The sequence below is a fragment of the Pseudaestuariivita atlantica genome (assembly GCF_001205715.1).
GTDB classification, from domain to species: Bacteria; Pseudomonadota; Alphaproteobacteria; order Rhodobacterales; family Rhodobacteraceae; genus Pseudaestuariivita; species Pseudaestuariivita atlantica.
In genome coordinates, this window is record NZ_AQQZ01000004.1 from 299,721 (window position 1) to 311,966 (window position 12,246).

Annotated in this window: 12 protein-coding genes; 5 read left to right on the forward strand and 7 right to left on the reverse strand. The window is 63.8% G+C overall.

Features of this window, described 5'->3' with window-relative positions; genetic code table 11:
* Nucleotides 1-5: 5 nt before the first annotated feature.
* The 3 genes from ATO11_RS10830 to hslO are packed head-to-tail and all read right to left on the reverse strand — an operon-like array spanning nucleotide 6 to nucleotide 2,729.
* A complete protein-coding gene (locus ATO11_RS10830; protein WP_341271330.1) occupies nucleotides 6-1,145 on the reverse strand; it encodes a CCA tRNA nucleotidyltransferase in 1,140 nt (379 codons plus the stop codon).
* Nucleotides 1,142-1,744, reverse strand: coding sequence for a CoA pyrophosphatase (locus ATO11_RS10835; protein WP_050530884.1), 603 nt, complete (start codon nucleotides 1,742-1,744; stop codon nucleotides 1,142-1,144). The genes ATO11_RS10830 and ATO11_RS10835 overlap by 4 nt, the downstream gene beginning before the upstream one ends.
* Nucleotides 1,734-2,729, reverse strand: a complete 996-nt coding sequence (gene hslO, locus ATO11_RS10840; RefSeq protein WP_050530885.1) for an Hsp33 family molecular chaperone HslO — start codon at nucleotides 2,727-2,729, stop codon at nucleotides 1,734-1,736. Before hslO ends, ATO11_RS10835 begins: the two co-directional genes overlap by 11 nt.
* A gap of 75 nt (nucleotides 2,730-2,804) precedes the next feature.
* Between hslO and ATO11_RS10845 the strand changes: the two genes are divergently transcribed.
* Nucleotides 2,805-3,257, forward strand: a complete 453-nt coding sequence (locus ATO11_RS10845) for an NUDIX domain-containing protein (RefSeq protein WP_050530886.1) — start codon at nucleotides 2,805-2,807, stop codon at nucleotides 3,255-3,257.
* Here the strand turns inward: ATO11_RS10845 and ATO11_RS10850 are convergent.
* Nucleotides 3,247-4,521 (reverse strand): PP2C family protein-serine/threonine phosphatase, encoded by a 1,275-nt coding sequence (locus ATO11_RS10850; protein ID WP_050531103.1) that lies wholly within the window; start codon nucleotides 4,519-4,521, stop codon nucleotides 3,247-3,249. The genes ATO11_RS10845 and ATO11_RS10850 overlap by 11 nt on opposite strands.
* A 164-nt stretch (nucleotides 4,522-4,685) precedes the next feature.
* Here ATO11_RS10850 and ATO11_RS10855 point away from each other — a divergent pair, with 164 nt between their 5' ends.
* Nucleotides 4,686-5,021 (forward strand): Hpt domain-containing protein, encoded by a 336-nt coding sequence (locus ATO11_RS10855; protein WP_341271331.1) that lies wholly within the window; start codon nucleotides 4,686-4,688, stop codon nucleotides 5,019-5,021.
* Nucleotide 5,022: 1 nt separating this feature from the next.
* Here the strand turns inward: ATO11_RS10855 and ilvA are convergent, their stop codons facing one another.
* Nucleotides 5,023-6,261 (reverse strand): threonine ammonia-lyase IlvA, encoded by a 1,239-nt coding sequence (ilvA, locus tag ATO11_RS10860; protein ID WP_050530887.1) that lies wholly within the window; start codon nucleotides 6,259-6,261, stop codon nucleotides 5,023-5,025.
* Between the two features lie 137 nt (nucleotides 6,262-6,398).
* On the opposite strand from ilvA, the gene ATO11_RS10865 reads away from it, so the two are divergent.
* A complete protein-coding gene (locus ATO11_RS10865; protein ID WP_050531105.1) occupies nucleotides 6,399-7,616 on the forward strand; it encodes an argininosuccinate synthase in 1,218 nt (405 codons plus the stop codon).
* Here ATO11_RS10865 and ATO11_RS21675 read toward each other — a convergent pair.
* Entirely contained in the window at nucleotides 7,555-8,004 is a 450-nt protein-coding gene (locus ATO11_RS21675; protein WP_110553637.1) for a twin-arginine translocation signal domain-containing protein, read from the reverse strand. The two genes, ATO11_RS10865 and ATO11_RS21675, sit on opposite strands and share 62 nt — an antisense overlap.
* Before the next feature lie 57 nt (nucleotides 8,005-8,061).
* Nucleotides 8,062-8,787, reverse strand: coding sequence for a sulfotransferase-like domain-containing protein (locus ATO11_RS10870; RefSeq protein ID WP_050530888.1), 726 nt, complete (start codon nucleotides 8,785-8,787; stop codon nucleotides 8,062-8,064).
* A 103-nt stretch (nucleotides 8,788-8,890) separates the two neighbouring features.
* On the opposite strand from ATO11_RS10870, the gene msrA reads away from it, so the two are divergent.
* Nucleotides 8,891-9,523 (forward strand): peptide-methionine (S)-S-oxide reductase MsrA, encoded by a 633-nt coding sequence (gene msrA, locus ATO11_RS10875; RefSeq protein WP_050530889.1) that lies wholly within the window; start codon nucleotides 8,891-8,893, stop codon nucleotides 9,521-9,523.
* Nucleotides 9,524-9,625: 102 nt separating this feature from the next.
* Complete coding sequence (gene mutS, locus ATO11_RS10880; protein ID WP_050531106.1) at nucleotides 9,626-12,244, forward strand: DNA mismatch repair protein MutS; 2,619 nt, start codon at nucleotides 9,626-9,628, stop codon at nucleotides 12,242-12,244.
* Nucleotides 12,245-12,246: the final 2 nt, after the last annotated feature.

Genomic DNA, 12,246 nt, shown 5'->3' on the forward strand with positions numbered 1-12,246 from the left:
GCCGGTTACGACAGGAGCGCGTCCCGGTCGAGTGTGAAATCGGACGCGATCCAGCGCGCCTCGATCTCGCGCAGCTTTTCACCCAGCGCCTTGCCTTTGAACCTGGGCATCAAATCCTGCGCCGTGACGGGGAAGGACGCCGCTGCCCCGCGCGCGGCTTCTGCCGCCGCGTCAGGGTCCGCATGGCCCGTCAGCGCCGCTCGGACAAGCATCGCCTGAATCGCTATGCCGGCCCCATGGCGATACCCCATTTCCGCAGGGTTAGAGCCGTTTTCTGCCAGTTTGCGCACTCGTTCCCAATCCCGCGCGGTCGCCTTGTCGAGCCGCAGGCGATGGCCCCCTTCCGGCGCCCGCAAAGCGGCCAGCTTTGCAGGCAGGAACGGCTCTGGCGCGGCCTCCTGAGCGAGATGCAGGTAGGCTGCCAGCGATGGTACATGCGCGGCAGGCAGGCAGCGGGGCAAAACTCCCACTTCGTGCATTACGCCCAGCACCGGCGCCGGGTCGGGCGCGCGCAGAAGTTTGACAAATTCCGCCGTGATCCGCTCGTCAGCCAACTGGTCGAGGCCGTCGAGATGCGCGGCGATCTCCGCCAGCGTATCGGCATCCGTGCCAAGCGACCGGTCGCCGTACCACGCGAGGAAGCGGAAGTAGCGCAGGATGCGCAGGTAGTCCTCGCGCATGCGCTGGGCGGCGTCACCGATGAACCGGACGCGACGCGCGCGCAGATCGTCCAGACCGCCCAAGGGATCGACAATCTCGCCATCGGGCGTCGCGTACAGCGCGTTCATCGTGAAATCGCGCCGCGCCGCATCCACGGAGGGATCGGACGTGAAAGAGACGATCGCGCGGCGGCCATCCGTCTCCACGTCCTTTCGGAACGTGGTCACTTCGTGCGGCACATCATGCGCGACGACCGTGATCGTGCCATGTTCGATCCCTGTTGGAATGGCCTTCAGTCCGGCTTTACCCGCCAACGAGATGACTTTGTCGGGATGCGCGTCGGTCGCGATATCGATGTCGCCGACCGGCGCGTTCAGCAGATCGTTACGCACGCAACCACCCACGAACAGCGCCTGATGACCCGCATCCGTCAGCATCCGGCACACCGCCTGCGCACCGGGATGATGCAACCATGTGCCGGTCACCTGCACGAGGCCACCCGATCCGCCAGACCCCGCAGGATGCGCGCGGTCGCTCCCCAGATGTAATAGGGTCCGAACGGCACGGCGTAGTAGTACCGCCGCCGGCCCTGCCAGAGCCGCGATTCGACGCGATAACGGTCGGGGTCGAGCACGTGGTGCAGCGGGACGGTAAACGCCTCGGCAACTTCATTCGGCTCTATTTCAGCCTGAAAGTCCCCGGTTACCAAGCCCACGACAGGCGTGACCGTGAAGGACGTCACCGTTTCGTGCGTCGGCAACGTCCCGATGATGTCGACGTGATCGGGGTTCAGGCGCACCTCTTCCCAAGCTTCCCGCAACGCGGTGGCCGGCAGATCGGCGTCGTCGTTGTCCTTCTTGCCGCCCGGAAACGCGACTTGTCCGGGATGGTGTTTCAGGGCCGAGCTGCGCTTGGTCAGCAGCACGTCCAGCCCGTCGGCGCCTTCCATGATCGCGACAAGAACGGCCGCGTCCCGCAGGACGCGGCCACCGGGTATCGAAACGTCCGGGTTCAGGTCGAAATCGGACGACCGGTCACCGGACGCACGAAGCGCCGCGCGAAGCGTGTCGATGTCAGCCGTCATTCTGCACGGCATGCATGCCGACCTCGGACGGGTCCATCACGTAATGCGCACCGCAGAACTGGCAGTCTGCCGTGACCTGGCCATCCTCGGTCGTCATCTTCTCGATATCGCGGGACGAATAGATCGACAGCGTCTGCTGCACGCGTTCACGCGAACAGGTGCACCCGAAGGTGACCGGCTGCACGTCGAACACGCGCGGCGCTTCTTCGTGGAACAGGCGCACCAGCAGGTCGCTGGGCGCGACCGATGGCCCGATCAGTTCCAGCGCGTCCACCGTGTCGAGGTGGAAATTGACCCGGTTCCAGTTTTCGCCGTCACCGTCGTCCAGCACGATGTCTTCGGGCCGCAAGAGGCCCTGGTCACCGCTGCCGCCGTCCTGCGCCACGAAGGGCGAGGCCTTGGGCATGTGCTGCAACATCACGCCACCGGCGCGCCAGTGTTCGGGCACACCCGGTTCCGACGAACGGCCAAACGCCATCGCGAACCGCGTCGGCAACTGCTCGGACTGCGCGAAATAGCTTTCCGCACAGGCACTCAGCGACCCGCCCGCGATAGGAGTGATCCCCTGGTAGGGTGCGGTACCCTTTCCCTGATCGATAAGCACGGCGAAATACCCCTCTCCCAACTGTTCGAAGGGAGGCTGATCGGGGTCGATCCGGTCCGCGTCAAAGCTGGCATAGGCGCGGATTTTCGCGCGCTCGCCCTCGTCGGTCGGGCCGAAGTAATCGGTGGCGATCATGCGCACCGGGCCATTCGACTGGACCTGCAGCGACAGCTTCCAGCGCAGCTTGATCGTCTGGCCAATCATCGCGGTCAGCAATGCCATTTCCGCCACCAGCGCTTCGACCGGTGCGGGGTAGTCGTGCTGCTTCAGGATACCGTCAAGCACCCCGTCCAGCCGCGCCACGCGGCCGCGGATGTCGGACTTGTCGAGTTGGAACGGCAATACCGTGTCGTCCCAGGCGAGTTTCTGAACCTGGCTCATGGGTGTATCCTTGGCCTCTGAGGAGTGTCGGCAGTATATAGAGACCGCGCAGCGAGGTCCAAGGGGGCAGCAGGTATGAACGGACGGTATGGCGACCCGCCGATTGCGGGGCAGCGCTACACGATGCGCCCCGGCGCCTACGCCATTCTGCCCCGCGATGGGCAGCTTCTGCTCACCTACCAGGATGAACCGGAACCGGAAATCCAGCTGCCGGGTGGCGGGATCGACCCCGGAGAATCACCCATTCCCGCGCTCTACCGCGAAGCGCGCGAGGAAACGGGGTGGACACTGGCGCGTCCGCGCCGCGTACTGACCTATCGGCGGTTCGTGTTCATGCCCGAATACGACATGTTCGCCGAGAAGATCTGCCACATCTTCATCGCCCATCCGGTGCAACGCATCGGCCCACCGACCGAAGAGGGGCACATTGCCTTGTGGCTCGACGCAGAGGCGGCTCTCGACGTGCTGGTCAGCCCCGGCGATGTCGATGCCCTGCGCCTTGCCTTGTGGCGCGGTCTTATCCGTTGAACTCGTACAGCGCGGCAGAGACGTCATCATCAATGCCGATTTCCGGGTCGAGACACTGGTTGAGATACCAGTAGAGGTCATCAAGGATCTCGACACCCGAAGCGGACAGGTCGCACTTGGCCAGAAGGCGCGACATACCCTCCTGTTCCAGCATTTCACCATTGCGCATCGTCGCCTCGGAAAATCCGTCGGAATAGAACAGCACCTTGTCACCGGGGGAGAGGTTCACTTCGAACTCGGCAAATTCGACGTTCGGCATCAGACCCAAGGGCACACCGCCATCGCCAACGAATTCGTGCGATCCGTCGGCGCGGATCACCATCGGATAGGGGTGGCCTGCCTGGATCGCGCGCATCCGTCCGTTTGACTGGTCGACCACGGCGTAGGCCATGGTGAAATACTCCTCCACGCCCGTGTCCATCGTGAACCTGTCATTCAGCATTTCCGCCACCTCTCCAGGCGGCAGAAGGGCAAAAAACCGGTCCATCCGCCGGACCATCGCGATGTTCTGTTCGGGGTGGGTGGGGCTGAGGTAACCGCCCACGCGCGCGGTCATCATGGCCGAGGTAATGCCGTGGCCGGACACGTCAACGCCGTAGAAACCGACCATGCCGTGACCGGGCGAGAACATGCCCACAAGGTCGCCGCCAATATGGCCGCAGGGTTTCAAAAGCAGGCTGACCCGCCCCTTGCCGAAATCCCCCGTCCGGGAGGGAACCAGCGCCTCTTGTATCTTGCGCGCATTGGCGATGTCGCGATCCAGCGCGTCATAGACCGACTTCAGCTCGGTCAGCGTGTCTTGCACGACGGCATTCTGTTCCGACAGCTGCTTGTGCATCGCAACCAGCCGATCGCCCGCCCGGATTCGGGCCCGCAACTCGGACGCATCGAACGGCTTGGACAGGAAGTCATCGGCGCCGCTTTCCAACCCGCGCGCAATCTCTTCCTTCTCGGCCTTCGAGGTCAGCAGGATGAAATAGCCGTAATGCTGGTCGCCGCACAGATCGCGGAATGCGGTGCAGAATTCCAGCCCATCCATTTCGGGCATCATCCAGTCGCTGAGAACAAGATCGGGCAGCACGTCACGGCATTTGTCCAGCGCGTCGCGGCCTGTCTCTGCCTCCACCACCTCGAATCCCCAGCGCTTGAGACTGGCGACGAGTATCTTGCGCTGCAACCGGCTGTCATCGGCCACCAGCACGCGCGTGATTCCGGCAGTCGACGTGCCGCTGGCGGCCACGCTTGCCTGACTGTCCGGAACCAGTTTCGATTGTCCCACGCCTGCGCCTCCGATCACCTTGGCAGGGTGATACGGGCACGGCTTTAACAACCCATAAATTGCAAACAGGCGTTCTACATTTTTGTCCAACCGCAAGGCTTTCTTTACGATCGAACAGGTAAACCCAAGCGACAGGTCGAAGGAATTGCATGATGATTGCTTGGGATCAGGTTGAAGAGTTGCGCGAGGCAGTCGGCGCGGAGGAATTCGGCGAACTCGTCGATGTTTTCCTTGAGGAGGTCGAGGGCGCGCTTGCCATGCTGTCTCCCACCGCGGACGCGACAACGCTCGAAGCCCAGCTTCACTTCCTGAAAGGCAGCGCGCTGAACCTCGGCTTCGCCGAATTTTCCGCGCTGTGCCAGGCCGGCGAATCCGCGGCCCGCGCCGGCAATACGGCAGCAATCGATCTGACAGAAATCGCCCGCAGCTACCACGCGACAAAGGCGTTCTTCCTGTCCGAAATCGCGACGCGTTACGCCGCCTGACTCAGATCAGGAACTGCGCCAGCATCTCGTCATTGGTGATGTCGGTGTAGGAAAACCCGGCGGATTCGAGCTTGGCGAACAGGGCCGCGAACGCGGCCGGATCGCTGGTTTCGATGCCGATCAGGACCGACCCGAAATTGCGCGCCGACTTCTTCAGGTACTCGAACCGCGCAATATCGTCATGCGGGCCAAGGAAGTTCAGGAACTCCTTCAGCGCGCCGGGGCGCTGCGGCATCCGCAGGATGAAATACTTCTTCACCCCGGCAAAGCGCTGGGCGCGTTCCTTGACCTCGGGCAACCGCTCGAAATCGAAATTGCCGCCGGTGGCAAGGCACACGACCGTCTTGCCTTCGATCACCGGGCCAAGGTCTTTCAGCGCGTCGATGGCAAGTGCGCCCGCGGGTTCCAGCACGATACCCTCTACATTCAGCATCTCGACGATTGTCGTGCAGATGCGATCCTCGTTCACGGTGATCACGTCCGCCGGATCGATGTCCTGCAGGTACCGGAACGGCTCTGCCCCAATCCGCGCGACGGCGGCGCCGTCCACGAAATTGCTGATCGTGGGCAGGGTCACCGGCTCCCCCGCCATCAGCGCCGCCTTCAGGCTCGCCGCGCGCTCGGGTTCGACACAGGTCATCGGCACATCCGGGCCAAGGTAGCCCCGCATCCCCGCCGACAACCCGCCACCGCCCACCGGCAGCACGATGCGGTCCGGCACGCGGCCCACCTGCTCCAGCATCTCCACCGCGACCGAGGCCTGACCCTCGATCACGTCGGCATCGTCGAAGGGTGACAGGAAATGCCCGCCCGCCTCGGCGCTGAAACGCTGGGCCGCGGCAAGCGTGTCGTCGAAATAGTCGCCGACCAGCCGAACCTCGATCGCGTCACCGCCGAACACGCGGGTCTTGTCGATCTTCTGTTGCGGCGTGGTGACCGGCATGAAGATTACGCCGCGCACCCCGAAATGCCGACAATTGAACGCAACGCCCTGCGCGTGGTTGCCCGCGCTGGCACAGACGAACAGGTTCTGATCCGGCGCCGCCGCCATCGCCTTGCGCATCGCGTTGAACGCGCCACGGATCTTGTAGGACCGCACCGGCGACAGGTCTTCACGTTTCAGCCAGATATCGGCGTTGTACCGATCCGACAGGTAATCGTTGCGCTGGCAGGGCGTGGCGGGAAACAGCGCCCGCATCCGGGCGGTCGCCGCAAGGGCAAGATCCTGAAAATCGGTCATCGCGCAGCACGTCCTTGAACACCGGCACGGCAGAGATAGGGCAATCCGGGCATCCGACCCGTCTGACACATGCCCGCCCGCTTGCCAATAAGGGCCAAACCCGGTACCCGGCGCGCCATTGCAGCAGGAGAATGACGATGAGCGCACCCAAGAAAGTCGTGTTGGCCTATTCCGGTGGCCTCGACACCTCGATCATCCTGAAATGGCTGCAAACCGAGTATGGCTGCGAGGTGGTCACCTTCACCGCCGATCTGGGACAGGGGGAAGAGCTTGAACCCGCCCGCGCCAAGGCCGAGATGCTGGGCTGTTCCGAGATCTACATCGAGGACCTGCGCGAAGAGTTCGTGCGCGATTTCGTCTTCCCGATGTTCCGCGCCAACGCGGTGTACGAGGGGCAGTACCTGCTGGGCACCTCCATCGCGCGGCCGCTGATCTCCAAACGACTGGTCGAGATCGCCGAGGCCACGGGCGCGGATGCCGTGGCTCACGGCGCGACCGGCAAGGGCAATGACCAGGTGCGGTTCGAACTGGCAGCTTATGCCCTGAACCCCGACATCAAGGTAATCGCGCCGTGGCGGTTGTGGGACCTGACCTCGCGCACCAAGCTGATCGAGTTTGCCGAGCAGAACCAGATCCCGATCGCCAAGGACAAGCGCGGCGAGGCACCGTTCAGCGTTGATGCGAACCTTCTGCACACCTCGTCCGAGGGCAAGGTGCTGGAAGACCCCGCCGAAGAAGCGCCCGATTACGTCTACCAGCGCACGGTGCACCCCGAAAACGCGCCGGACACGCCCGAATACGTCGAGATCGGGTTCGAGAAGGGCGATGCCGTGTCGATCAATGGCGAGAAACTGTCACCGGCGGCCCTGCTGACCAAGCTGAACGAACTGGGCGGAAAGCACGGCTGCGGGCGGCTTGACCTGGTCGAAGGCCGGTTCGTTGGCATGAAATCACGCGGCATCTACGAAACACCGGGCGGCACGCTGCTGCTGGAAGCCCATCGCGGGATCGAATCCATCACGCTCGACCGGGGAGCGGCGCACCTGAAAGACGAGCTGATGCCGCGGTATGCCGAACTGATCTATAACGGGTTCTGGTTCTCCCCCGAACGCGAGATGCTGCAAGCTGCCATCGATGCCTCGCAAACCCATGTCACCGGGACCGTCCGCCTGAAACTCTACAAGGGCTCGGCGCGGACTGTTGGTAGGTGGTCTGACCACTCGCTTTATTCCGAGGCGCACGTGACCTTCGAAGAGGATGCCGGCGCCTACGATCAGGCCGACGCCAAGGGCTTCATTCAGCTGAACGCGCTTCGTCTGAAGCTTCTGGCGGCGCGGGATCGTCGTCTGAAATAAGATCGTCCGCGACGCGGCGGATCACCTTTTCCGCCGTGTCAGAGACGCTTTTTCTAACCTTCGCCGTCACTGTCTGCGCGGTCGAGGTCGTCACGCCAGCCCTGAACAACGGGGCCGTGGCCCGCGCCACGCCATTCGCGCTCGCCGCCCCCACGATCCCGCGTGTCTGCAGCTTGGTCACCAGCGCCGCCGCCTCGTTCATTGGCAGCTTGAGGCTTTGCGCGATCACTTCAGCAGATACGTGCCCGCGCGCCTGCGCCATCGCCACGGCCCACACGTATCGTGCCGGTTGCGCGGTCTTGGTCAGGGTTGCGGCCTTCACTGGAACGGGCACGGCGGCCAATCCGGCCGCCGCACCCGAGGATGCAAGAAAATCACGTCTGTTCATGAGCGGAAAATGGGAATGCAGCAGACTCGTTTCACGGGGAAACCGCGCTCCAATCGGTCACATCTGTAACCGGTGTTCGGTCATTCGTTCGTAATACGGCATCGAGGCACGCATCAGGTCGGCGGCCTCGCCCTCCAACTTGGGCAACGGGCCTTCGGCACCCGCAAACCCGGTAGAGCGGTGCACCGCATCGTACCAATGCGCCGCCCAGATACCGTCAAACGGTTTCGGCCCCGCGGGCCATTCCAGCATCGCGGGATTAAACGGCACGCCCAGCGCGGCGCACAAGACGCGCAAGGCGCGATCCGGGTCCGCACGGATATCGCTGGACTCGATCACGATCGGGGCAGGCCCCCTGGCCGCGACCTCGTCAAACAAGGCAACCTGCCGGACGAACCCGATATCCTCTGCCGTGGGGCGTTCACGCTTGGCCACGTAACTCGCGATCACCCGCGCCGGATGGCGGATCAGGAAGACGTTTGTCACCTCGCCCATCCAGTCGAGCGGCATGCCGTCCACCATGTGGTGGCACATATGTTTCTGGTACCAGATCGCCCGCCCACCCGGCACGGGACCAACCATGTCTTGCGCGACTTGTGTTTCGTCATTGCTTTGGGATGCCAGAACCTCGGCCCGCATCGGATGATCCAGGCCCGTCTTGGCAAGAAAGGCTGCATAGAACGGCTCATCCGTGGCGGCGCAATCGGTGCGGTTGCCGAAGGCGTACATCATCGCCGTCGACAGGTTGCGCGGGCCTGACCACATGGCAATCCGCTTCGTCATCCCTCACATCCCCTCAACCCTGTGTGAACCTGCCCACGCCGCTCTTGAGTGCAAGGGCGGTGTCGTGATCCGGTCTCCCCGTTCTCTGCGAAAGGACTTTGCGATGTTCAAGTTCAATCTGACCGCGCTGACAGTTGTCTTGGGACTGACCCTGCCGCTTGGCGCGTCACAGGCCGAAACGCTCACCGTCGCGGGTGGCTGTTTCTGGTGCGTCGAGGCCGATTTCGAACAGGTCGATGGCGTGTCCGAGGTCGTCAGCGGGTTTGCCGGCGGGCGGACCGAAAACCCGACCTACAAGCAGGTCACGGGCAGCGATACGGGCCACTACGAGGTTGTCGAGATCACGTTCGATCCCGAAATCGTCTCTGCCGACCAGCTGTTGTCGCTCTTCTTCCGCTCGATCGATCCGACCGATGCAAACGGGCAATTCTGCGACAGGGGCAACAGCTATCGCACCGCCATCTTCGCCACTCCGGAACAGACCGACGCCGCCAAAGGCGTCAGGGCGCAAGCCGAGGCGGAGCTTGGCCAGGACATCGTCACCCCGATCCTGCCCGCAGCGACCTTCTATCCCGCCGAAGACTATCATCAGGACTACTACAAAAGCTCCGACCGCATCTTCACCCGCTTTGGCATCCGCAGGAAATCGGACGCCTACAAACGCTATCGCACCGCCTGCGGACGCGACCAGCGGGTGCTGGAACTGTGGGGAGACGCGGCGGCTTTCGCCAAGTGATGCAATTGCGGCCCAAACAGGGTCTTTCGCCCCGGTCGCTGCCCCCTTAGTGTTGCATCCCAACACCGGGGGGAAGTGGTGAGCGCGCAAACCGTCACGCCGATGATGGCGCAATATCTTGAGATCAAAAGCGCCTATCCGCAGGCGCTTTTGTTCTACCGGATGGGCGATTTCTACGAGTTGTTCTTCGATGATGCCGTGGCGGCTTCTGCCGCGCTCGACATCGCGCTGACGAAACGCGGCAAGCATGACGGGGCCGATATCCCGATGTGCGGTGTCCCGGTGCACGCCGCCGAAGGCTACCTCCTGACCCTGATCCGCAAGGGCTTTCGCGTCGCCGTGTGCGAGCAGATGGAAAGCCCGGCGGAGGCGAAGAAACGCGGCTACAAGGCCGTCGTAAGGCGCGAGGTCGTGCGGCTGGTCACCCCCGGCACGCTGACCGAGGACTCGCTGCTAGAACCGCGCCGCCACAACTATCTGGCCGCCTTCGCCCAGATCCGCGACGCGGCGGCGCTCGCGTGGGTCGATATCTCGACCGGCGCATTCCACGTCATGCCCTTGCCCTCCGTCCGGCTTGGCCCGGAACTGGCCCGCCTGCGCCCGGCAGAGGTGATCCTTGCCCAGGACGCCGATTTGCAGGTGCAGGACCTCGTGGCCGAGGCCGGAGCGGCACCGACGCTGCACAGCCGCGCGGCGTTCGATAGCACCGCCGCGCCGGGGCGGGTCTGCAGCGCGCTTGGCGTTGCCTCCCTCGAAGCGTTTGGCACCTTTGACCGGGCCGAGGCTTCGGCGATGGGTGCGCTCGTCGATTACATCGACATCACCCAGAAAGGTCAGGTCCCGCTGTTGCGTCCGCCGGTGCGGGAGGCGGGTGCGGCCTTCATGCAGATCGATGCCGCAACGCGCCGTAACCTTGAATTGACTCAAAGCCTGTCTGGTGGCCGCGCCGGATCGCTTCTTGCCACGATTGACCGCACCGTGACCTCGGCGGGCGCAAGACTGCTGGAACGGCGATTGTCGAGCCCCTCGCGGGACATGGGCACGATCAGCGATCGGCTCGATGCGGTGGACCTTCTGGTTACGGATGTAACCTTCTGCACTGACCTCCGCGATGCGCTGCGCAAGGTGCCCGATATCGACCGCGCCCTGTCGCGGTTGTCGCTGGACCGTGGCGGCCCGCGCGACATGACGGCGATCCGCGCCGCATTGGAACAGGCGGAAGCCCTCGCATCCCTGTGCCAGGGCCGTGACCTGCCGCCCGCCCTGAAGGATCACGTCGCCAACCTGACAGGCCACGAGACGCTGCACGCACTTCTGGATGCCGCGCTTGTTGCCGAGCCTCCCTTGTTGGCGCGTGACGGCGGGTTCATCGCACCGGGCCACGATGCCGATCTGGATGAAGCGCGCACCTTGCGGGACGAGGGCCGTAGCGTGATCGCGCGGATGGAGGGTGAATACAGGGACGAAACCGGAATTTCCTCTCTCAAGATCAAGCACAACAACGTGCTGGGTTACTTCATCGAAACCACCGCGACCCACGCGGAAAAGATGATGTCGGCCCCGTTGTCGGAAACTTTCATCCACCGGCAGACCACGGCCAACCAGGTGCGGTTCACCACCGTCCCCCTCAGCGAGATGGAGACGCGGATCCTGAACGCGGGGGCGCATGCGCTCGATATCGAGATGCGGCTCTATTCCAGCCTGAAAGCTGCAATTCTGGACGCTGCGCCGTCGCTTGGCCTGACCGCGCAGGCGCTTGCGGATATCGATCTGTCCGCCGCCCTTGCCGACCTGGCGCGCGATCTTGACTGGTGCCGTCCCACACTCGACTCCTCCCGCGCGTTCGAGGTCGAAGGCGGGCGGCACCCGGTGGTTGAGGCGGCCTTGTCGCAGACGGGCGACCCGTTCATCGCCAACGATTGCGCGCTAACAGAGACTGATAATGGCGCGGTCTGGCTTCTGACCGGGCCGAACATGGCGGGTAAGTCGACCTTCCTGCGCCAGAACGCATTGATCGCCCTTCTGGCGCAGATGGGAAGTTACGTCCCGGCCAAGTCGGCGCGGATCGGACTTGTGAGCCAGCTGTTTTCCCGCGTCGGCGCGTCGGACGACCTGGCGCGCGGGCGGTCGACCTTCATGGTCGAAATGGTGGAAACCGCCGCCATCCTGAACCAGGCGGACGAGGCCGCGCTCGTCATCCTTGACGAGATCGGGCGCGGGACGGCAACCTATGACGGGCTGTCGATCGCATGGGCCACGCTGGAACACCTGCACGACGCCAACCGCTGCCGCGCCTTGTTCGCAACGCATTACCATGAACTCACCGCACTGGCTGACAAGCTGGGCGGCGTCGAAAACGCGACCGTGGCGGTCAAGGAATGGGAGGGCGACGTGATCTTTCTGCACGAGGTGCGCAAGGGCGCAGCGGACCGATCCTATGGCGTGCAGGTGGCGAAGCTTGCCGGCCTTCCGCCCAGCGTCGTCGAGCGTGCGCGGATCGTGCTGGAGGCGCTGGAACAGGGTGAGCGGGAAGGCGGAGTCCGTCCCAAGGCGTTGATCGACGACCTGCCGCTATTCTCGGTCGCGGCGACACCTGCGCCTTCGCCCACCAAGTCGAAAACCGATGACCTTCTGGCAGGGATTGACCCGGACACGCTCACCCCGCGCGAGGCGCTTCAGGCCCTTTACGACCTGAAAGACGCGCTAAAGGACACATCCTGACG